Source organism: Paenibacillus glufosinatiresistens (genome assembly GCF_031470375.1).
In the GTDB taxonomy this organism is placed as follows: Bacteria; Bacillota; Bacilli; order Paenibacillales; family Paenibacillaceae; genus Paenibacillus_AQ; species Paenibacillus_AQ glufosinatiresistens.
In genome coordinates, this window is sequence record NZ_JAVFHT010000014.1 from 84,702 (window position 1) to 105,860 (window position 21,159).

At 58.8% G+C, this 21,159-nt stretch carries 23 protein-coding genes; 14 read left to right on the plus strand and 9 right to left on the minus strand.

The window, feature by feature from the left end; translation table 11 throughout:
- Nucleotides 1-16: 16 nt before the first annotated feature.
- Genes RBI05_RS14560 through RBI05_RS14570 form a run of 3 tightly spaced genes read right to left on the minus strand, consistent with a single transcriptional unit; the run spans nt 17 to nt 3,823 of the window.
- Nucleotides 17-2,158: a peptidoglycan D,D-transpeptidase FtsI family protein gene (locus RBI05_RS14560; RefSeq protein ID WP_150456256.1), complete on the minus strand. Its 2,142-nt coding sequence runs from the start codon at nt 2,156-2,158 to the stop codon at nt 17-19.
- A gap of 56 nt (nt 2,159-2,214) precedes the next feature.
- Complete coding sequence (locus RBI05_RS14565; protein WP_310551640.1) at nt 2,215-3,348, minus strand: transglutaminase domain-containing protein; 1,134 nt, start codon at nt 3,346-3,348, stop codon at nt 2,215-2,217.
- Nucleotides 3,349-3,367: 19 nt separating this feature from the next.
- Nucleotides 3,368-3,823 carry a hypothetical protein gene (locus RBI05_RS14570; protein WP_310551641.1) on the minus strand — a complete coding sequence of 152 codons (456 nt, stop codon included), beginning with the start codon at nt 3,821-3,823 and terminating at the stop codon, nt 3,368-3,370.
- 209 nt (nt 3,824-4,032) lie between these two features.
- Here RBI05_RS14570 and RBI05_RS14575 point away from each other — a divergent pair, with 209 nt between their 5' ends.
- The 3 genes from RBI05_RS14575 (at nt 4,033) to RBI05_RS14585 (ending at nt 6,072) form a co-directional block, all read left to right on the plus strand.
- Complete coding sequence (locus tag RBI05_RS14575) at nt 4,033-5,265, plus strand: MFS transporter (protein WP_150456258.1); 1,233 nt, start codon at nt 4,033-4,035, stop codon at nt 5,263-5,265.
- Nucleotides 5,266-5,364: 99 nt separating this feature from the next.
- Nucleotides 5,365-5,487, plus strand: coding sequence for a hypothetical protein (locus tag RBI05_RS14580; RefSeq protein WP_263406083.1), 123 nt, complete (start codon nt 5,365-5,367; stop codon nt 5,485-5,487).
- 234 nt (nt 5,488-5,721) lie between these two features.
- Nucleotides 5,722-6,072, plus strand: a complete 351-nt coding sequence (locus tag RBI05_RS14585) for a DNA primase (protein WP_310551642.1) — start codon at nt 5,722-5,724, stop codon at nt 6,070-6,072.
- 80 nt (nt 6,073-6,152) lie between these two features.
- Here RBI05_RS14585 and cyoE read toward each other — a convergent pair whose 3' ends face one another.
- Nucleotides 6,153-7,085: a heme o synthase gene (cyoE, locus tag RBI05_RS14590; RefSeq protein WP_150456260.1), complete on the minus strand. Its 933-nt coding sequence runs from the start codon at nt 7,083-7,085 to the stop codon at nt 6,153-6,155.
- Nucleotides 7,086-7,323: 238 nt separating this feature from the next.
- On the opposite strand from cyoE, the gene RBI05_RS14595 reads away from it, so the two are divergent.
- Both RBI05_RS14595 and RBI05_RS14600 read left to right on the plus strand, forming a co-directional pair.
- Nucleotides 7,324-8,319, plus strand: coding sequence for a metal-dependent hydrolase (locus tag RBI05_RS14595; protein ID WP_310551643.1), 996 nt, complete (start codon nt 7,324-7,326; stop codon nt 8,317-8,319).
- A gap of 130 nt (nt 8,320-8,449) precedes the next feature.
- Complete coding sequence (locus RBI05_RS14600; protein WP_310551644.1) at nt 8,450-8,617, plus strand: hypothetical protein; 168 nt, start codon at nt 8,450-8,452, stop codon at nt 8,615-8,617.
- On the opposite strand, the gene trpS is transcribed toward RBI05_RS14600, so the two are convergent.
- The gene (gene trpS, locus RBI05_RS14605) at nt 8,614-9,600 is read right to left on the minus strand and encodes a tryptophan--tRNA ligase (protein WP_310551645.1); all 987 of its coding nucleotides are present in this window, start codon (nt 9,598-9,600) and stop codon (nt 8,614-8,616) included. The two genes, RBI05_RS14600 and trpS, sit on opposite strands and share 4 nt — an antisense overlap.
- 452 nt (nt 9,601-10,052) lie before the next feature.
- On the opposite strand from trpS, the gene RBI05_RS14610 reads away from it, so the two are divergent.
- Both RBI05_RS14610 and RBI05_RS14615 read left to right on the plus strand, forming a co-directional pair.
- The gene (locus RBI05_RS14610) at nt 10,053-11,033 is read left to right on the plus strand and encodes an aldose 1-epimerase (protein ID WP_310551646.1); all 981 of its coding nucleotides are present in this window, start codon (nt 10,053-10,055) and stop codon (nt 11,031-11,033) included.
- Nucleotides 11,034-11,142: 109 nt separating this feature from the next.
- Nucleotides 11,143-11,379 (plus strand): alpha/beta-type small acid-soluble spore protein, encoded by a 237-nt coding sequence (locus tag RBI05_RS14615; RefSeq protein ID WP_150456264.1) that lies wholly within the window; start codon nt 11,143-11,145, stop codon nt 11,377-11,379.
- Nucleotides 11,380-11,508: 129 nt separating this feature from the next.
- Here RBI05_RS14615 and RBI05_RS14620 read toward each other — a convergent pair whose 3' ends face one another.
- Nucleotides 11,509-11,919 (minus strand): O-methyltransferase, encoded by a 411-nt coding sequence (locus RBI05_RS14620; protein ID WP_310551647.1) that lies wholly within the window; start codon nt 11,917-11,919, stop codon nt 11,509-11,511.
- 244 nt (nt 11,920-12,163) lie between these two features.
- Complete coding sequence (locus tag RBI05_RS14625) at nt 12,164-13,966, minus strand: M3 family oligoendopeptidase (RefSeq protein WP_310551648.1); 1,803 nt, start codon at nt 13,964-13,966, stop codon at nt 12,164-12,166.
- A gap of 97 nt (nt 13,967-14,063) precedes the next feature.
- Between RBI05_RS14625 and RBI05_RS14630 the strand changes: the two genes are divergently transcribed.
- Complete coding sequence (locus RBI05_RS14630; RefSeq protein ID WP_150456320.1) at nt 14,064-14,210, plus strand: YycC family protein; 147 nt, start codon at nt 14,064-14,066, stop codon at nt 14,208-14,210.
- Nucleotides 14,207-14,437 (plus strand): hypothetical protein, encoded by a 231-nt coding sequence (locus RBI05_RS14635; protein WP_150456267.1) that lies wholly within the window; start codon nt 14,207-14,209, stop codon nt 14,435-14,437. The genes RBI05_RS14630 and RBI05_RS14635 overlap by 4 nt, the downstream gene beginning before the upstream one ends.
- A 117-nt stretch (nt 14,438-14,554) precedes the next feature.
- On the opposite strand, the gene RBI05_RS14640 is transcribed toward RBI05_RS14635, so the two are convergent.
- Nucleotides 14,555-15,253, minus strand: coding sequence for a DUF2225 domain-containing protein (locus RBI05_RS14640; RefSeq protein ID WP_150456268.1), 699 nt, complete (start codon nt 15,251-15,253; stop codon nt 14,555-14,557).
- Nucleotides 15,254-15,279: 26 nt separating this feature from the next.
- Complete coding sequence (locus RBI05_RS14645) at nt 15,280-15,663, minus strand: globin domain-containing protein (RefSeq protein ID WP_150456269.1); 384 nt, start codon at nt 15,661-15,663, stop codon at nt 15,280-15,282.
- Nucleotides 15,664-15,734: 71 nt separating this feature from the next.
- On the opposite strand from RBI05_RS14645, the gene RBI05_RS14650 reads away from it, so the two are divergent.
- The 5 genes from RBI05_RS14650 to RBI05_RS14670 all read left to right on the plus strand — a co-directional run bounded on the left by RBI05_RS14650 (nt 15,735) and on the right by RBI05_RS14670 (nt 21,008).
- Nucleotides 15,735-15,923, plus strand: a complete 189-nt coding sequence (locus tag RBI05_RS14650) for a hypothetical protein (RefSeq protein ID WP_191089413.1) — start codon at nt 15,735-15,737, stop codon at nt 15,921-15,923.
- A 128-nt stretch (nt 15,924-16,051) separates the two neighbouring features.
- The gene (gene ylbJ, locus RBI05_RS14655; protein ID WP_310551649.1) at nt 16,052-17,320 is read left to right on the plus strand and encodes a sporulation integral membrane protein YlbJ; all 1,269 of its coding nucleotides are present in this window, start codon (nt 16,052-16,054) and stop codon (nt 17,318-17,320) included.
- A 115-nt stretch (nt 17,321-17,435) separates the two neighbouring features.
- Nucleotides 17,436-18,236 (plus strand): NAD kinase, encoded by an 801-nt coding sequence (locus RBI05_RS14660; protein WP_150456271.1) that lies wholly within the window; start codon nt 17,436-17,438, stop codon nt 18,234-18,236.
- Between the two features lie 85 nt (nt 18,237-18,321).
- A complete protein-coding gene (locus RBI05_RS14665; RefSeq protein ID WP_310551650.1) occupies nt 18,322-19,515 on the plus strand; it encodes a copper amine oxidase N-terminal domain-containing protein in 1,194 nt (397 codons plus the stop codon).
- A gap of 32 nt (nt 19,516-19,547) precedes the next feature.
- Nucleotides 19,548-21,008, plus strand: coding sequence for a S41 family peptidase (locus RBI05_RS14670; protein WP_310551651.1), 1,461 nt, complete (start codon nt 19,548-19,550; stop codon nt 21,006-21,008).
- The last annotated feature ends 151 nt before the right edge of the window (nt 21,009-21,159 follow it).

Consider the following 21,159-nt stretch of genomic DNA (forward strand, 5'->3'; position numbering starts at 1 on the left):
CTTCAGTAGGTGTCGTCTAGTGCGTTCCGCCGCCGGCGTCAGTTCCGGCCGTTGCTGCGCCTTCGCCGCCTTCCGCCGCAGCCTTGCTCGTCTGCAGCGTCTTCTTCGGCACGCCGTCCAGCCCGTATTCCCAGTCATACGCGTCAAAAATCTTCCGCGCCACCGGGGCGGCGCTGCTCGATCCGAATCCCCCTTCGGGGATAATCACGGCTACAGCCAGCTTCGGATTCTCACGCGGGGCGTAGGCGATGAAGACGCCGTTGTCGATGACCTGCTTATGACCCTTGGACCAATATTCCTGCTGAGAGGTCCCGGTTTTTCGAGCAAAATCATAAGGAAAACCATTGAACGCATCCACTTTCGTGTTCATCCCAACCTTAACTTCATTCCAGTAGGAATCTTTCATTTCAACAGTGTTAAGGACGGTCCGCCCGAATGTCTTCACCACGTTCCCGTTGGTATCCGTGATCTTGCTGACCATATTCGGTTTAATCCGGACCCCTTTATTAGCCAAGGTCGCCGTGTACTGGGCAAGCTGAAGAGCGGTATACTTGGCCTGCTGACCAAAAGAGGCATACACGATGGCGGCCTGTACGCTGCCTGCCGACTTTAAATCAAAGTAATCGATCTTGCCCCTGCTCTCATTGGGAAGGTCAACCCCGGTTTCGACGCCTAAGCCAAATTGCTTCATATATTTATCCCAGACATTGAGGCTGTCCTGATCGTTATTGTACTTTCGATACAGCTTCTTCGCGATCTCATCCACCATAAAGACGTTGGAGGATTTTTCGATGGCCGTTCTCGGATACAGGGAACCATAGGCATGATTGGAGGAGTTTCGCACCTTCGTCTCATGACCGGCTTTGCCGAATTCAGTAATGCCCGTGTCGTTATATACAGTAGAAGTCGTGATGAGTCCCTCATTTAGACCCACCAGTACGCTGAGCGGTTTGATGGTTGAACCCAGCAGAACCAAGGACTGGAACCCATGCCCGGAGCGGCCCGAAGCATTTGGAGTAATCGTTCCGTTCTGGAAATAGGTCTCAATCTGCTTATACACGGCTGTACTCATCGTCCCACTGGCCCACGCGTTCGTATCATAATCCGGCATGCTCGCCATCGCTACGATATTGCCCGTATCGACTTCCATGGCTACCGCGTAGCCGGTTGTGGCGTTTGGATGCAGCTCGCCCTGCACCGGATTCGTGTGCAGCCACTTGATCTGATCCGTGATCGCCTGCTGGGTCTTCTGCTGGATGCTCTTGTTAATCGTGGAATAGACATTATTGCCTTTGACCGGCGGAACGGTTCCCTCAATATTCTCCGCCATATTCTGCGGATTTACGGCGACCTCCTGGTAGCCGTTCTTGCCGCGAAGCTCGCGCTGATATTGAAGCTCCAGCCCGTCGAAACCGACGAGCTCGTCGTCTTTATACGAGAGACCCGGATCGGCATCGACCTTCTTCATGGCAGTGAGAACATTCTTGTAGATGTTCTGACTGTTCGAGTTCTTGAACAGCTTGACGTACCCGACCGCCTGGACTGCGGTCTGGTCGGTGTCATAATGGCGCGCATTCTCCTCGACGATCTCCAGTCCCGGGAACTCGTTCTTATGTTCCAGGAAGTAGGCGACCTCCTTGTCATTAAGCCCCGCCTTGACCCGTCTCGGCGTATAGCCGTTGAACTTCTTGTAGTTCATATCCAGCGACTCAATGACATCCTTCTCGGTTATCGGCGTATCCTGCTTATCGCCGTATTTATTGAAGACCGCCACCAGATCGGCAGCCAGCTTCTGCACATTCGCCTTCGCTTCCGGCGTATAATCGACCTTCTTCGTCTTCTTGTCCGTCTTCTTGGCCGTATATTCCGTCGTCAGCGTGATATAGAGCGACTGCACCGGCGTGGAATAGGCCAGCTTCGCTCCGTCCGCCGAGAAGATCGTGCCGCGCAGCGCCGCCAGCGGAACCTTCTTGACCTCCCGGTTCGTCTCCACTTCCGTCAGAGTCGGACCCTCCACGAACTGGAGCACGGCCAGCCGGATGATGATGACGCAGAAAATGACAAACGTGCTGAAGAAGAAAATATTAATCCGCAATCCCTGCGTATTCTTGGCCGGGGCCTCGTCCGGCGAGTTGCCCTGCTTCCGGAAAAAGCTCACTTTCCCCTCTCCTTTGTTCCCAAGTATTGAAATGTCTCCATTCTATTCTGCGGGCCTCACAGCACGCTCTCCTGAACATGGGTCTTGTCAAAATCCTGCGGATCGAACCAGTTCCCGCTCTGAGCCCAGGTCGGGTCGAGCGGGACCCAACGCTGCTGCTCCGCCAGGTAGACTTCATTCCAGGCATGGGGTCCGTACCCGCCGCGGCCGTCATAGCCGCGGCCGGTAACAACCCGCACCTGCAAGTTCTGGGAGCGGGCCATGACGGCATACAGACGGGCATAGTCAATACAGACGCCTTCGCGTGTATCGAAGGTATCCTGCGGCGTCTGCTCCTTCCAGATTCCGTTCTTCTCGTAATTCTCCGCTTTGGCGTGATCGTAGGCGATCCGGCTGCCGACCCAATCGTACAGAAGCCGCGCCTTCTCTTCGTCATTCTTTCCCTTGCCGGCGATCTGGCCCGCCGCTTCCGCGATGGAAGCCGAGATGTCCCGGTCCACAAGATCGTACTTGCGCCGGAGAATCCCGTCCATCTCGGAGGCGAACGTTCTCGTCAGGACCGGCAAGCCCTGGCGGACCGCCCGGCCGCCCAGCGGCTCGATGAGCGCATCCGCGCTCTGCCGGTAGACCGGCGAAGATTCCACATACCGGGCGAAGCCGGTATCCGGGCCGAGGCCGGCCGCGACGTAGAGCAGCGCGACGACAACCGCGCCGCGAACTGCACCGATGCACAGCCCGATGCCCGCGCCGCCCAACGTTCCGGGCAGCGTGCGCCGGGCAGGTGCGGCGCCGAAGCGGCGGCCCGGCCGCGGTACACGCAGCAGGGCAAGCAGCAGACGGATCGCCATGCTGCATACCGCCGTCAGCAGCAGAAAGCGCAGCAGCGGCGAAGCCGTCAGCGACGACAGCGCCGTGTAATAGACAACCTGCCAGCCGGACAGCTCGCCGGCCGGAGCCGTGCGCCCTTCCGCCCACGTCTTGACCAGCGGGGACAGCAGCGCTGCGGAGAGCAGCGCTCCCGCCAGAGAGGCTGCCGTCAGCAGTCCCGAGCCCAGAAGACCGAGCAGTCTTCCCGCAGACCGGCTGAAGCCGCGGAAGGCGCCCTGCAGTACGGACAGCAGCACAATGGCCACGAGAACAACCGTGACCCAATTGCCTTCCCTGAGACTCGACAACGCTTCGTTCAGCATGAACCCGGTGCCCCTCTCATCAGGAGCCGGCCGGAGCCGGATGCTTCCGCGCTTCGTCAATGAAGCCTTTCAGCGTATCGGTGACGTTCCATTTGCCGAGACTGACGCCCCGGAACGTCACATTCACTTTATCGTCTCCCGCCGTTCCCGTTACTTTCAGGTTCGGAGTCGTAATGACGAAGGTTCCGTCTCCGTTGGACGTATAGACGGCATCGCGCGCTTCCTTCAGCATAACTTCCTGGGCCTCGGTCTTCAGCGTATCGACCGTGCCGTCCGTCACCTTGCTGACGGCTCCGCCGATTTGATCTATCGTAATTCCGCTGTAGATGAACAGCCCCGCCACAATAAGGATGACGATTGCCCATTTCAGCATCGTTTTGACCAGATTGATAACTGCGAACAGCAGCACAAGCGCGACGGCTATAATAATCCAGTTCTCGCGCAGGAACTGTGACCATACTTGTGTGTCGAACAAACTCGAAACAGCCCCCATTCCATTCAATTCATGTCATGGTTCCTATTATACAACATCGAACCCTATAATTCATTGGCTCTTGAAAGAGTAACAACACTGTAGCTTTTCCGGCCGCAGGCAGCCCGATGTCCGGACATAACCCGGCCCCGGCCCACGTACAGTACAAGTATCAGCCGGATGAATCCGGCCCGAAAGGAGCGTTCATGCCGATGAGAACCGCCCTGTGGCTCTATCTGTTCCTGTTCTTCGCCTTCTTCGATATCCACGCCCAGTATCCGATTCTGACCCCGTTTGCTGTCTCCCTGGGCGCGGGTCCGGCGCTGATCGGCTGGATGATGGGCATGTATTCGCTGACCCATCTGCCCGGCAATCTGCTCGCCGGCGTACTGATCGACCGGCGCGGCGGCCGCCGCTATATCGTCGCCAGCCTCATCGCCGCCGGCCTTATTCTGCTGGTTCAGGCGCATGCCAGCCTGCCGTGGCATCTGCTCCTGCTGCGGGCAGCCAGCGGGTTCGCCCTGGCGTTCCTCTCGCCCGCCTGCATGACGCTGCTCGCTTCCCTCTCGAGCGACCGGGAGAAGCAGGGCCGCTACATGTCCGGCCACGGCATCGTCCATACCCTGGCTTCCGTCGTCTCGCCGGCGGCGGGCGCCTACATTGTATCCCGCGCAGGTTTCTCGGGAACGTTCCAGAGCCTGGGCTGGCTCATGGCCGCCACCGGTGTGCTGGCCTATTTCAGCATCCCCGCCCGAAGAGTTCCGCAGCCTCTTGCGCACTCCGAAGCGGGAGATGCGTCTTCAGGCGCGGCTGCCGCCGGTAACGGTCCCGAATCTGCCGCCGCCATCTTGCCCCCAGACCCCGAAGAACGGGAAGGACGTCTTCCCGTTCCGCTGCGCGTCCTGTTGCTGCCTTTTCTGATCTCCTGCTCCCAGGGTATGCTGTTCTTCGAGCTTCCCCTGTCGCAGATGGGAGCCGGAGACGGCATGGTGTCCACCGGCGTTCTGCTGTCGCTGATGAGCGCAGGCGCGCTGGTTACTCTCAGCCTGCTGTTCCTTAACCGCTTCTCTCCTGCGCCGAGAATGGCATCCGCCCTGCTTGGACTCGCGGCCTGCTTCTTCGCGCTGGCGGCCGTTCCGGCCCTTCCTGCCGGGGCCGTGCTGTTTCTGCTGGGCTGCGCCAAAGGCATTTTGTTCCCGGCCCTGGCTACCTTCTTTATTTCGCTGGGAACGGAAGGGCGCATGGGGCGCATCTTCTCGCTCCAGTCCATTGCCATGTCGCTCGGCTCCTTCGCCGGCCCCGTAGCCGCCGGCCAGCTCCGAGCTTATGTCTCCCCGTATTTTCTGGCCTTCCTGCTGGTCATGACGGCGCTTATGCTGCTGCCGCGGGCCGCGGCGTGCGGACGCGACTTCTTCTTGGCCGGCCCCGATGGACGACCCGCCTAAAACTTGAGCGGCAAATTGGGCAGCGGCACAAACACCTCTCCGCCATTTCCATATGATAAGGATGTAAACACCCACTGCAAACGAAAGAGGTGAACTTGCATGTCGAACCCTTGCTGCCCCACTCCTTCGCCGGCTCCCGTAGCTTCGCTCTACACTTCGACCGGTGTTATCCTGGTGCTCTATATCCTGCTGGTAATCATCCTGAGAACGTTCTGGGTATAGATTTCCCCAAGTTTTTCCGCTAAAAAAGCCTGGTCCCGCACGAATCGTGCCGGGCCAGGGCCCTTTTTAGCGTGGAGACCCAAGCAGCGAAGCGCACGGAGTCACATCCCGACATTTCCCGGGGAATGATCAGCGGCGTTCCTCCCGTTGGCGATTACGGGCAAGCTTGGGTACAATAAAGGACAAAACCCGCGGAAGTTCCATCCGCTCCACAGACGGAGGTATCCCAGGAGTATGTCCATCGTCATTATTGTAGAAGGCAAGAACGACCGAAGCCGGCTGCGCCGCGTACTCCGGCCCGAGATCGAGATTCTGTGCACATTCGGTACGCTTAATTCGCTCAAGCTCGAGGGACTGCGCCGTGCTGTCGGCTCGCGCGACGTATACCTCTATTTGGATAACGACAGTTCCGGCCGCAAAATCCGCGGCATGCTCCGGGATGTCTTCCCGGATGCCGAACATATCTATACCCGCCGCGGATATGCCGGGGTGGAGGGAACGCCCGATGAATATAATCTCCTTCAACTGGAAAAAGCCGGGCTTGAGGAATTCCTCATCTACCCGGAGGTCCCGCCCTATAGTTGAACATACAAAGGCCTGTCTCCGGCATTCGCGGGAACCGCGAAACGGGACAGGCCTTTGTATCCGGTGCCTTCCGCTCCCGCTTACAGGGGAGTGGTATTGAGGACAAGGGCGATCAGACTCAGCGTCAGGTAATTAATGGAGAAGAAGAAGTTCTGCTTGGCCCAGGCATCGTCGTCCTTGGCGCCGAGCCCTTTCAGTGTCAGGTACAGCCAGGCCAGAGACAGCAGGAGAGTAATAATCAGGTAGTAAATGCCGGCGTATCCGTAGGCGTACATCAGCACGGGAACCGGCAGAAGAAGCGCCACATACGGAATCATCTGCAGCTTCGTGCGGCGCACGCCCTTGACAACAGGCAGCAGAGGAAATCCCGCAGCGCGGTATTCTTCCTTGCGCCGGATGCCGAGCGCCCAGAAGTGCGGAGGCTGCCACAGGAACAGCATAGCGAACAGCAGCCACGCTCCGAGGTCCACCTTGCCCGTAACGGCGACATAACCGATGACCGGAGGCATCGCGCCGGAGATTGCACCGACGGAAGTGCTCCAGGTGGACGTCCGCTTCAGCCACAGCGTATAGACGACGACGTAGACGAACATGCCCAAGATGCCGAACAGACCGGCGAGCACGCCGGACCCGAGAAAGAGCGTAGCCAGCCCGGCTGCGCCCAGAGCAGCGCCGTACAGGCGGACGACCTGGGGCTTCAGCCTGCCGGCCGGCAGGCCGCGCTTCTTCGTCCGGTCCATTTTAGTATCGAGATCCCGGTCAAAATAGTTGTTGAATACGCAGGCCGAAGCCATAACCAGCATCGTGCCGATCAGCGTTACAATCAGTTGGCCGTACTGTACATGCCAGCCGGAAGCCAGCCAGAAGCCGGCAAAGGCGGCGATGAGATTCGAGCGGATGATGCCCGGCTTGGTCAGAGTGATGAAATCACGCCATGTGGCGTTCTCCGGCGGCAGCTTGGCGGACACCGCCGCGGAATCGGAAGAGGCTTGGTATCTCCATTGATTATCCACGTTCAGGTTCCTCCTTGGTATAACAATTATCATGAATTTTTGAAAATAACGGCCTCTCGCTGTTAACTTTATCATATCAAACAGCCGATGCTTTTGACAGAGACCGCCTTCTTTGTTCATGAATTTGACAATTACGTGAAGACAATAATTTGACGATTGCCTTATAAGCGGATTAAAAATGGGGTAGTTATTAATAGGGAACATGTGAACCTTAACTACTCAGAAGGAGTTTTGCCAAATGGATACCGCGACTCACTTTGTCATGGGCTTCGGACTCGCCGGTCTGTCGTTCGTTGATCCCGCCGTTGCTTCGGATCACAAGCTGGCGGCGGCGGTCATGCTGGCGACCCTTATCGGTTCCCAGGCCCCCGATGCCGATACGGCGCTGCGCCTGAAGAATAACGCGGTGTACATTCGGAATCACCGGGGCATCACCCATTCCCTGCCGTTCCTGCTCCTGTGGCCCGCGCTGATCACTCTGGTTCTGACCCCCTTGTTCGGATTCATTGGCCATTCCCATGAAATTCTTCATCTGGCCTTGTGGAGTCTGGTGGCGGTGGTCGTGCATGTCTTCACGGATATCTTCAATACCTATGGGACCCAGGCGGCGCGGCCGTTCACGGAGCGCTGGATTGCCCTCAATATTATCCATATCTTCGACCCGTTCATCTTCGGCAGCCATGTGGCAGCCATTGCCTTATGGGTCACGGGCCTCGTGCCGCCGGCCCCGCTCTTCGTAACGCTCTACAGTGTAATCGCTCTGTATTATATGTGGCGGACGGCGATTCATATCCGGCTGACCCGGCGGATCAGCAGACGGGACGACCACGGGCCGGGCGATCGTTATATGGCCATACCGACCATCTCGCTCCATCGCTGGAATATCGTCAAATGCCGGCGTGACGGAAGCTATGACATCGGCGTACTCGCAGGCGGACGGCTGGAGTGGATCAAGCACTCGAAGGGCATGAAGCATCCGGCCATTGAGGAATCGCGGAAGCACCCCGATGTACGGGCTTTTCTGTACTTCACTTCATACGCCGTTGCGGAAGTTGAAGAGCTTCCCTCCGGTTATATTGTGCGCTGGGGCGATGTCCGTTATTTGCACCGCAAGCAGTTTCCGTTCGTTGCCGTTGTAGTCATGGATCGCCATTACCGGCCGATGCAGACGTATGTCGGCTGGCTGAGCAGCGAGAAGCTGGACGAACGCTTCGCCGTCAGCCCCGGCTCCTAGGAGAGCCGCTCAATGAACAAGGCCCCCGTTCTCTGCGCAGGCGTAGAGAACGGGGGCCTCTGTCTGTTACACTTCATAGTAGCGGGAGAAATTCAAATTCCGCCATTATGATCCGAAATGAGGAATCGCTGTGGGAAAAGGATTGTCGCTCTGGTTCGCTGTTTCTTCCATCGCCCTGCTTACGGCGGCGTCGATTGCGCTGGCGTATTCGATATGGGCCGCTCTGCTGCTCGGAGCCGTCTGTATTCTGAATATCGGATGGGGCTTCATTATCAAGGCCAGACGGCGGAGAGGCTAGCGTCTGGGCAGGAAGCCCATGCGCTCCTTGACGCCAGCTACAGTCGCTTCGGCATCGGTCCGCGCCCGTTCCGCTCCGCTTGCGAGAATATCGAGCAGCGCGCCGGAGCTGCGGATCTCGGTATACCGCTGCTGCATCGGCTCAAGTACGGAGACCACCGCTTCCGCCAGATTCTTCTTGAATCCGCCGTACATCTGGCCCTCATACTCGCCGGCAATTTGCGTCAAGCTGAGTCCGGTGCACTCCGCGTAGATGGTCATCAGGTTGCTCACTTCCGGCTTGTTGGCAGGATCATAGACGATCTCCCGGCCGGAGTCGGTCGTCGCCCGGCTGATCTTCTTGCGGATAACATCGGGCGGGTCCAGGAGCGAGATATAGCTGCCCGGGTTCGGGTTGCTCTTGCTCATCTTCTTCGTGCCGTCGTCCAGCGACATAATCCGCGCTCCGACTTCGGGAATGTAAGGCTCGGGAACCGTGAAGAAATCGCCGAACCGGTGATTGAACCGACCGGCCAGATCCCGGGTCAGCTCCAAATGCTGTTTCTGGTCTTCGCCCACGGGAACCAGGTCGGCGTTGTAGAGCAGGATGTCCGCCGCCATCAAGGACGGATAGACGAACAGGCCGGCTCCTACAGAGTCCTTGCCGGACGCCTTGTCCTTGAACTGGGTCATCCGCTCCAGCTCGCCCATTGCGGTGAGCGTTGTCATCATCCATCCAAGCTCGGCATGCTGGGGCACATGCGACTGCATGAAGATCCGCGAGCGTTCAGGATCAATGCCAGCCGCAATGAAGAGCGCCGCAACGGCCTGGGACTGTTCACGCAGCGCTTCGGGTTCCTGGGGAACCGTAATGGCGTGAAGATCCGGCACCATAAAATAACAGTCGTGGTCATCCTGAAGCTTGACGAAATTTTTCATGGCCCCAATGTAATTGCCGAGAGTCAATTTGCCGCTCGGCTGGATGCCGGACAGTACTTTCTTCATCGTGATCATCCTTTCGTCGTTCGTATCCGGCCTTGGACCGGAACGCAAAAAAGCCTCACTCCCGCAAAGGGACGTGAGACCGTGGTGCCACCCTTATTCGCCGCCGGCTCCTGCTCGCCCCAACAATCAGAGCAGCGGACCGAAGCGGCCTTCAGCTTCCGTAACGGGGAAGAACCGGCCGGTCTACGCAGGAAATCTCTCTCCGTTCGACTCGGCGCTCAGGGGTCCATTCGGCGAAGAAGCGCCGCCGGTTCGCATCATCCACCGGCTTTCTGGAGGCTTGCCTGGCCTCGCTTACTTGTCCCCGTCATCGCATTGTGCTAATGGTGAAGTTATACTCATCATAGAACTGCATTTTTCTTTTGTCAAACCCTCCCGAGCGCAGGCGGGCTTCCCGTCCCGTCTAAATCTGGTATGATAGGGAGAACGAAACCAAAGGAGCATGAAGAGCGATGAAACAGGTAACCAAAGGGCAGTGGAACGGTTATGACACCTATATTCTGCACAGTTCCGAGCTGGAAGTTACACTGCTGCCGCGTCTTGGCAACCATGTAATCTCCATTCGGGATCTGCGGCGGCAGCGCGAGGTGCTGCGCAGGCCGGAGGAGAGCGACCTGGACTTCTATATGCAGAAGCCTTACCATTTCGGCGTGCCGCTGCTCATTCCGCCCGGACGGATCCGGGACGGCCGCTTCGCGTTCGGAGAAGACGAGTATCAGTTCGACCGCAACGGCACGGGCGGCCATCATATCCACGGTCTGCACCGCACCCAGTCCTGGTGTGTCAGCGACATCCAGGAAGATGAGGACGGCTGCGCTCTGACGGCGGAACTGCGCACCGAGAACGATCCGAACTGGATTCGGCAGTTCCCTGAGCCGCTTGTGCTGGAGATGACCCTCCGTCTTCAGGGCGCTTCGCTTACCCAGACGCTTCGGGTCACGCACGCCGGCAAGCGGAGCGTTCCCTTTGGGATGGGCTATCACACCTGGTTCCTGATCGACGGCGAACCGGAGCGCTGGCATCTGAAGCTTCCCGTCTCGGGCATCTACGAACAGAGCGCGGATCTGCTTCCCAGCGGACGCCTGCTGCCCTTGGGCGAACTGGAAGCTCTGAACAACGGCAGTTCGAGTCTCTCGGGGACCAACTTTGATACTCCGCTGCGAATCGGGGACGATCAGCCGGCCGAAGCCCTGTTGCTCCGGGAAGACGGATACGGCCTGCGCTATACGGCAGACCGGCGCTATTTCCGCCATTGGGTGCTGTACACCAAGGGTCCTGCCGATCAGTATCTGTGCATTGAGCCGTATACCTGGCTGCCCGACGCCCCGAATGTATCGGACAATGCCGATTTCACCGGGCTGATTGCTCTGGATCCCGGGCAGACGCTGGAGCTCTCCACGATGCTCGAACTTATCGAACCGGAAGCCATCTAATATCTAACATCTAACATAAATTGGAAAACGATACAGTCTCTTGACCCGTGCATGATTCCTCCCTCCTGCGCTCATACTATCTTCACAACGGACGAAGGAGGTGACAATCATGGGTCAAGCAGGTCAAGGTCGCAGCAGCCGCTCCAATAACCTGGTCGTGCCTCAAGCGAACGCCGCTTTGCAGCAGCTGAAATATGAAGCCGCTCAGGAGCTGGGCGTAACCATCCCGCAGGACGGTTATTACGGCAACTACACTTCCCGCGAAACCGGTTCTCTGGGAGGTTACATCACCAAACGTCTTGTACAGCTGGCAGAGCAGCAGCTCTCCGGTCGTTCGAATCTGTAATTCATCTGTACTCAGCGGCGGGCCCGCTTCGGCGGACCGCCGCCGGCATTCCGGCCTTTCGTTCTCCCCTCACGCGGAGGACGAAAGGCCTTTTAGCGCGAGCGGGAACCTCTTTCCTCCCTCTCTCCGTTACCCGCAGGAAGGATTCGCGGCGCCGCGCTGCCCTTCGCGAGGCTGGCGAATCAGCAGATTAGCCATGTTATAATTCGACTCCAGTGTGGCGTCGACCGTCAGCATGCCCTGCCGGAGCGAGAAATCATACTGGATTTCTCCGTGGGTCCAGCGCTGTTTCAGCTTGAGGGATTCCAGCGCCAGCGCCCGGAAGGAGGCCCGCTGAATTCCGCTCAATCCTTCCTCTCCGGAATCGAAATTCCCGCCTCGTCCAGGCAGCGGATTATGGCGGATGCCGAACTTGCCGACGACATTATTGCGTATTTGCACAAACACCGTGCCGGAGGACATCCCGCCCAATTCCTCGTCCAATTCCTTGAATACCAGATCCAACTGTCTTGCCAGTGAAAGCTGCTCTATTGCGAGCATCGTTTTTCCCCCTTGAATTCGTATGAATCGCTTATATAAGTCCCGAGACTCATTATAGAGTAGGCTAACAGTCCTTACAACAGCATTCAACAAAAATGGTTTATTATTCCTAATAGAGAACGAAATCCCGTATTTCTCTCCTTTTAGCTCCTCTGCAATCGAGGAGTTCCGACAAATGAACAGCAAAAAAGACCCCGGTGCAAGACCGGGGTCCCCTTCGTGTTATTCGTGAACGTGCAAAATTTTAGCGGGCATCTTCCGTCATCCGCAGGAATTCGGCAATATCCTCCGCAATCAGGTCGGCAGCGCCCTGCCAGAAATCCGGCCGGGTCAAATCGACGCCCAGATGCTTGGCTACGAGGTCTTCCAGCGTCATGACGCCGGTATCCCGAAGCAGCGCATCGTACTTGTCCGCGAAAGCAGGGCCTTCCTGCAGAGCAAGCCGGTACAACCCCGTGCTGAACATATAGCCCACCGTATAAGGGAAGTTGTAGAACGGCACTCCGGTAATGTAGAAATGCAGCTTCGAGGCCCAGAAATGCGGGTGGTAGCCGGACAGCACGCCGTTGAAGGCTTCCTTCTGCGCTTCTTCCATCAGAGCGTTCAATTCTTCCGCGCTTACGAGGCCTTCCCGCCGTTTGGCGTAGAACCGGGTCTCGAACAGGAAGCGGGCATGGATATTCATGAAAAAGGCTACGCTGTTCTGAATCTTCTCCTCCAGCAGGGCAATTTTCTCTTCCCGGCTGCCGGCCGCCTTCACCTGGGCATCGGCCACGATCACTTCCGCGAACGTCGAGGCCGTCTCGGCCACGTTCATCGCGTAATTCTGGTTCAGCACCGGCTGATCCTTCAAGAGATACGAATGATAGGCATGGCCCAACTCATGCGCCAGCGTCGCCACATTGGACGGCGTGCCGCTGTAGGTCATGAAGATCCGGGATTCGCCGCTCTCCGGGAACGAGACGCAGAATCCCCCGGGACGCTTCCCGGCGCGGTCTTCCACCTCGATCCAGTCCTCGTTGAAGGCCAGTTCGGCAAAGTCCGCCATTCGGGGGCTGAACTTGCGGAACTGGGCGACGATCTCATTCGCCGCTTCCTCATAGGGAATCGTGCGGGATACGCTGCGGACCGGCGCGTCGACATCTTCCCAGCCCAGCGATTCCAAGCCGAGCAGCTTCGCCTTGCGTTCCAGGTAGGAGACCAGCATCCCTTTGTTCGCCGCAATGACTTCCCACATCCGGTCCAGCGTCGTCCGGCTCATCCGGTTCAGGCCAAGCGGCTCCTTCAGGATGTCGTCCCAGCCCCGGCGCTCGTAGAGCTTCAGCCGGAATCCGGCCAGATGGTTCAGGGTATCGGCGCAGTAATCGGCCGCTTCGCCCCAAGCCTCTTCCCACTTGCGGAACATCTCCTTGCGCGCCCCAGCGTCGCCGTCGGAGAGCTTGTTGAACGCCTGCCCGGCGGAGAGCTGTCTCACGGTCCCGTCCTTGTCTTCAAACGGAATCCGGATATCTCCAACAATGGTCTCGTAATGCTCGCTCCAGCCGTGGTAACCGTCGACCGCCAGCTCCAGCGCCAGGCTCTCCAGCTCGGGGCTCATCTTCTCCCGGGCCTGCTCCCGGCTCTCGCTCAGCACGAAGGCGAGCGGAGCAATCTCGGGGCGGGCGATCCAGGCTGACCATACGTCGTCTGCGGTCTGGCGGAGCAGATTCTCGAACTGCGAGACCGCTCCTTCGTATCGGGCCCGCAAGCCGGAGACCCGGCTCGTCAGGCGGACCGCTCCTTTGTCCTGCTGATTCTGCGCGCCCAGACACTCGGCGAATTCCGCCGCCTGCGTCAGACGTCCCGAACAGCTCTGCAGCAGCCCGATTATGCCGTCAAGCGCTTGTGTCTCTTCAGCGTTCCGGGGAACGCCGGCATTCCGGATTTCATCGGCCAGCTTGGCCGCATCGGCTTCAAGAGCGGACAGAAACTGTTCAAATTCGGAAGAAGCGGACCCGCCGGGATACAAAGAATCCAGATTCCAGGTGAGCGACAGGGGTTGTTTCATGGTTCATCACTTTCCTTTGTGTCAATTTGATTTTGCGAACGGCTTCATCCGTGGTAAAGTGAAGTACACATCCTTATTCTTAAGGGAGGTTACACCCATGCGTCCACTTCAGATTTCGCCGGAAACGGCTATAGCGCTCGCCAAAGAGCTTGGCGTGCCGATTGAGCATCTTATGCATATGCCCCAGCACGTTCTGTTGCAAAAGATAGCCGAACTGGCCAAAAAAAACAAGGAACAGCCATGATTCCATTCAGTCATGCCTGGCCTTACGACATTCTCCTGGGCGATGTCTATGTACCTTCCTGTCCGTTCTGCGGCCGGGAGAATGTGCTTTTGCCGATGAAGCCCAAAGAGTTGATTGCGATCCGCGAAGGCAAGAAGAAGCTGCTGGTCTTTCCCTGCTGCAGCGCCCGACCGGTTGTCGTGGATACGGACGGCGATTATCTGCTGTTCGATCAGGCTGTACGCTAAGCTTCCGGGTTCAAAAAAACCGGGGCCGCTGAGGCCCCGGCAGGAAGCGCGTCTTCTTCCAGCGCGGCTTGCGGCCGCCGCCTTCCCCTCTCCCGGCGCCCTCGCGCGCCTCCCGTTCTAGCCAGGCACCTGATTCGGGTTGCTCTCCATGCCCCGCATCTGCTCCCGCAGAAGGGCCCACTGCTCTCTGCAAGCGCGAATCATGGCCGAATCCATAATGCGCTGGTCATTGACCACGCGCGAGAACCACTTCACCGCTTCGCCGAATTCTCCGATTCTCCGGTTCAGCTCCCCGATCAGGAACATCAGCCGCGCGTCATTGCCCTGCGCATCGTCATTCTCGAACACTTGAACATAGGAATCCAGTGCGAACCGGAGGAACCGCTGCTCCTGAACGGCGTCGTCCCGGTAACGGTGCAGCCAGGCGATATGGTGAAGCAGACTGGCTATAATCTTGTCTTTGTCGCGGATGCACTGGGCGCAGACAAGCGCCAGCTTGTAGGTCTCCAGCGCCTCTTCCCAGCTGCGCTTGCCCTCGAATCTGCGGTACGACCACCGGCTTCCGATCTGATCGCGGAACGCCTGGCGCTGCCAGTCCGCCAGCTTGTCCGCCGAATTCTCCGTGGATGCGAATCCGCAGTGGGGGCACACCCGCACCACATAATAATCCGGGTTCTCTTCTTTGTAATAGCAGCAGAAGTCCGCATCCTGGCGGTACGCCCGCTTCAGGCTCGGTCTGACCCGCGAAGTGGTGAATTCCCGCTCGCATTGGCAGCACTCGACGGTAATGCTGTACAGGGGTTCCATGGCCGTCATGACCTCATTCCTTTCCTCGTCCGGACCTATTCGTCCGGACGGTTAACAAAATGCCGCGCCGGTCCGGAGAGCCGCGCGACGATAAAAGAGCGCAGCGGCTCTTCAACCCCGATGTCGCCGAGGGCGCCGGCCATGCATCCAAGCCAATCCTCCGCCCGCGCTTCGGTTATGGGCACATGCAGATGCCTGGCCCGCATCATCGGATGACCGTGGGCTTCCGAGAACAGCGCCGGTCCGCCGAAGAACTGGCTCAGGAACTGAAACTGCTTCTCCATGACGGGCCGGATATCGGCAGGGAACAGCGGTGCGAGATCGGGATGCCGCTGGACACGGGCATAGAAGGCCTCCACCAGCTCCTGCAGCCGCTGCGCACCGCCCAGATTGTCATATATACTTGATGCCGAATTCATCCTATAAGGCCGCCTTTCTTCTGTCGTTCTTCAGACCTTCCTATTATACCAAAGGAGGGACTTAATGCCCAATGAACAAAAAAGACGCCAAACACGCGGTTCAGCGTCCGAGCTATTCAATAAGTTCGCCAATCCTCATCGCCGGGGGAGACAAGGGAGGCCCGGATGACATACACAAAAGCGCAAACAAGGACACCGGCAACAACACTCATCACCATCACTCCATCCCTGAAAATTCAAGCGGCCTAAAGTCCGGTTGACTTATTTTTATTTTATCACAAATCTTGTTAAAAAGCACCCGCCTTTGCAAGCGCTTCCCCGATGAATTTCTGTGCTGTTTGTCCCTTCCCGCGCATAGAACTAACCATCTGGACGGGAGGCGTGTACGATGAAGCTCAAGAAATTCGGGACGGCCCTGCTGGCAGCTGTCCTCTCCGCCTGCATGCTGCTGCTGCTGGCCTTCCCCGGCGCTTCGCTGGCTTCGGCTCTGCGCGGGGTCGCCGTCTGGTGGGAAGTGCTGTTCCCTTCGCTCTTTCCCTTCTTCGTCATGTCCGAGCTGATGCTGGGCCTCGGCGTCGTGCATCTGTTCGGGGCCTTGCTCGACCCCCTGATGCGTCCCCTCTTCCGCATCCCCGGCAGCGGGGGCTTCGCGGCAGCCATGGGCTATGTGTCAGGCTATCCCGTAGGAGCCCGTCTGACGGCCAAGCTCCGCGAGCAGGGGCTGGTGACCCGGGAGGAGGGAGAGCGCCTGGTGGCCTTCACCACCTCCTCCGATCCGATCTTTCTGCTCGGAGCCGTCTCCGTCGGCTTCTTCCGGGATGCTTCGCTCGGCGTGCTGCTGGCGGCCGCTCATTACGGCGGCGGCCTGCTCATCGGCCTCCTGATGCGATTCCACGGAAGACGGGACCGGGCCAGCCGGACGCCAGCCGCCGGGCCCCGCCGCGCAGAGCCGGCGCACAGCGCCGGCGGGAGTGAACAATCCGCTGCCGGCTCGCGGGGACGGCTGCGGCAGGCCCTCGCCGCCATGCGGGAAGCGCGGCTCAAGGACGGGCGCAGCTTCGGCGAGCTGCTGAGCGGCGCGGTCGCGTCCTCTCTTCAGCTTATTATGGTCGTTGGAGGACTGGTTGTATTCTTCAACGTCCTGATGACCCTGATGGACCTGGCAGGCATTCTGAAGCTGCTGGTCGGAGCGGCGGGATCGCTGCTTCATTTGCTCGGCTTTCCCTCCGGCCTGGCGGAAGCCGTGACCGGCGGCGTCTTTGAGGTCACGCTGGGAACGCGGTTGGCCGGCGAAGCGCAGGCCGCCCTTCCCTACCGGGCAGCGGCGGCTGCCTTCGTGCTGTCCTGGGGCGGACTGTCAGTCCATGCCCAGGTGGCAAGCATCCTGAGCGGCTCCGGCCTCCGCTATCTGCCCTTCCTGGCCGCGCGGTTCGCCCACGGGCTGCTCGCGGCTTCGCTCGCGCTGCTGCTCTGGGAGCCGCTTCGCGGCGCGGCCCCGGTCTGGTCGCCTGCTGCGGCCGGACTTACGGGCGGAGGCGCGGCGGGCTCGGCTGCAGCCGCCGTGCTGCTGGGGGCGGGCGCGGCGGCCGCCGCGCTCGCAGCCGCAGGCGCCATCGGGATCGTCCGCGGGGCGGCGCGGCGAATCGGACGGCATTAGACGGAGGGGGCGCGCCGCCCGGGAGCGAAGGCTTTTTCGGCTTCAGGTACATTGTGTTCAGACGCCGGATTGATTATGATCGGTATAAGACAATTGCCAAAGGAGCCAATCTACGTTGAGATATTATGTGCTGGACCGCGGCGACGACCTCTCGGTCGAGCTTAGCCGACAGTTCCAAAAGCTGGCCTCGGAACGCGGCATGCAGTTGGACGCCGACAACCCCGAGATCGTCGTGTCGATCGGAGGAGACGGCACCATGCTGCATGCCTTCCACATGTTTATCGACCGGATTTCCAGCCTTGCCTTCGTCGGCGTGCACACCGGCCATCTCGGCTTCTATGCCGACTGGAAGGCGGACGAGCTGCCGCTGCTGGTCGATTACATGAGCGGAACCGGGAAGAACCCGAACAAGCCGCGAATCGTCAGATATCCGCTGCTGGAGCTGGAGATCCACAAGAAGACCGGGTCCTCGGCCCATATTGCCCTGAATGAATTCACGCTCAAGGGCGTGGACGGAACCGTCGTCATCCAGGTGGATATCAATGATGTGACGTTTGAGATGTTCCGGGGCGACGGGCTCTGTCTCTCCACGCCTTCCGGGAGTACCGCCTACAACAAGAGTCTGGGCGGAGCGATGGTTCACCCGTCCATTGAGGCGCTGCAGATCGCCGAAATCGCCTCGATCAACAACCGGGTCTTCCGGACCATGGGCTCGCCGCTGCTGCTCCCCAAGCATCATCATTGCGACATCTTCTCGCGCAAGGAGCAGCGTCTTATGCTGACCGTGGACCACCTCAATATTCCGGTAGACGACCTGGTCTCGGTACGCTGTCAGGTATCCAGCCAGCAGGTCAGCTTTGCCCGCTACCGGCCGTTTCCCTTCTGGAACCGGGTGCGCGAATCCTTCCTCGTCTGAAGTCTCATGGACAGGAAGACCGCTCTAGTGATATAATGATCCTATTTTTGACAACATAAATAGATTATAGAAGGAGAGAGAACATTTGAAGTTTAAAGGCTACCCGGCCGCCGCACTTCTGACGTGCGCCCTGCTCGCCGGAGCGCCGGCAGCGGCGTCGGCCGCTCCGGCGGCAGCCGCCCCCTCGAAGACCATTTCCGTGTATATTGACGGCAAGCCGGTCATCTTCGCATCGGGCCGGCCTTATATGCAGGACGGGACCGTTATGGTTCCCTTCCGGGGACTGTTCGAGCAGCTCGGTCTAAAGATCGGCTGGAACCCCGCCTCCGGCAAGCTTACCGGCACCTCCGGTGAAGTGCAGCTCGCTCTGGCCGTCGGCAGCAACCGCGCCGTCGTGAACGGTACGGTCCACAGACTGGCGCAAGCGCCCGTCAACCGCGGCGGTACCGTCTACATCCCGCTGCGCCTGGTCGGGGAAGCGACCGGCGGCACCGTAACCTGGAACGGCTCGGCTGTCCGGATCACGGAGGCGCGAAGCGACCGCGAAGAATCCGCCCTGGTCGCCGCGCAGGTCCGCATGTTCGTCGGGGCATACAATACAAGAATTCCGAAGCTGCTTCGCATGAAGGTGGTGGAGGGTTCGCCGATGGAAGCCGAGCTTGAGACGGTGGAGGAGTTTTTTGCAGCCTACAACCTGAACTATACCGTCAACAGTCTTGAAGTGCTCCGGATTCAAAACGACGAAGCGACGGTACAGACTGTAGAGACGACGACCCGTGTCAGTGGGAGCTATCAGCCGGATTACAGGGACACGTACGTGTACGAATTGAAGAAGGTGGACGGGTATTGGAAGATTTATAAGCTGACGCTTCAGAATTCCGAGGTGCTGCTTACCCAAGAGCAGGCTTCGGCTTCGCCCGAGATTCCCGCGAGCGACCGCAGTCTCATCGACGCGACGGTTCAGAGCTATTATCAATACTTGAATAACGAGGATACCAACGGCCTTCTTAAGGTGTTCACCTCCAAGAGCGACACCTACCGGGAATCCTTGAAGAGAAGCTTTACCGAAGCCTTTGGGACGAGCAACCTAGCGTTTGACCTGACGGCATCCCATATCTATTATTATGGCCTGGGCGCAGCGGCCGTTTATGTTGAACTGGGCTTTACGGACAAAGATGCCGGAACAACGGTTCAGAAGCACGGCATGCTGGTTCTCTCCCGCCAGGCTGACGGCACATGGACCATTGACGACATCTACTGGCTTCCGTCAGATCATTAGCGCATTCATCAATCCGTAAAGGAAGGTTCCCCATGAAAAAATTGACCTCCGCCCTCTTCGGCGGCATTCTGTCCTTCTCTCTGGCACTGGCGCCTGCTGCCCTAGCGGCCGACGCTGCCGCTCCTTCATCTTCGGCTGCGGCAGCGGCCAAGGCTTCGTCCGATACCGACATTATCAATGAAGTGATGGAGTATATCGAAACCTACAACCTCACGGCCGTCGACCGTCAGAGCCTGATCCGGGCCGCCATCGACGGCATGGTCGATTCCTTGGACGACCCTTACAGCCAGTATTTCGATAAGGAAGAGACCGCCGATCTGGAGCATCAGCTCGCCTTGGAATACGTCGGCATCGGCGTGACGCTGTCGGCCACCTCTTCGGACATCTATGTCGAGTCGATCCTGCCCGGCTCTCCTGCCGATACGGCGGGCCTCAAGCGCGGCGACGTGCTGCTGAAGATCAACGGAATTCCAGTCGCCCAAGCGGAGGGCGATGCCTTGTCCGGCACCTCCGGGACGAAGCTGACGCTGCTGGTCAAGCGCGGCAGCGCTCAGAAGTCGGTGGTCATCACCCGCAAGGAGATTAATTATCCTTCGGTAACCTCCTCCATGCTCGCTTCCAAAACCGCTTATATCTCGCTCAACGGCTTCACGCAGAATTCCGACGAGGAATTCGCCGCAGCGCTCAAGACGATGCGCCAAGCCGGCATGAAGTCGATGGTTCTGGATCTGCGCGATAACCCGGGAGGCTACATGGATTCCGCCTACAATATTGTGAAGCAGTTCATGGACAAAGGTCTGATGATGTACACGGCGGACAACAGCGGCACGCTGACGCCGGTTACCATTACTGACGGCAGCAAAATCGGCGTTCCCGTCGTCATTTTGACTAACGGCTATACCGCTTCCGCTTCCGAAGCGCTTACAGGCGCGCTTCACGACAATCATCTCGCTACCGTGGTCGGTTCCCGCACTTACGGCAAAGCCCGGATTCAGAGCCTGTTCGATCTGACCGACGGCGGCGAGCTTAAGCTGACAACCGAGCGCTATCTGACGCCGAACAAGGTCGATTTCAATCACGAAGGGCTGATGCCCGATTTCAATGTCACCAACAAGACGGCCCAGCTCGTCACCGCGCTTCAGCTCGCCGGGATGAAGACGATTGAACTGAAGGGCGACCGGCGGGTGCTGGACGTCAACGGCAAAGCCTTTGCCGGCAATGTCGGGCTCATCAAGCAGAACAACGCCGTCTACGCTTCCGCCGCCGTTCTCTCTTCTCTGGCGGAATCCGACCTGAGCTGGGACGCCAAGAACCGCAAGGTCGTCGTCACCAACGGAGCCGGCAAGGCCTACGGGTTCAGCGTCACGGCGAAGCAGGCGATGATCGCCGACAACGAGACCTTCATTCGGGTCGATGCGTTCCATCAGGCATTTCCGTCGGTCTCCTGGAAGTACGACGCCGCAGCCCAGAAGCTGACGCTGAGCACTAAATAGAGGCCTAGCCCTTCCTGCCAAAAACCCCCTGCACATCGCGTGAAGTGCACCCCTTAGAATAGACATTGGAAAACCCCCCTGGTTATTCCGATAAAATCTAAGGGGTGCATTTTTATGGCGTTTAAAGGGCAGAAGCTCAAACAATATTCAG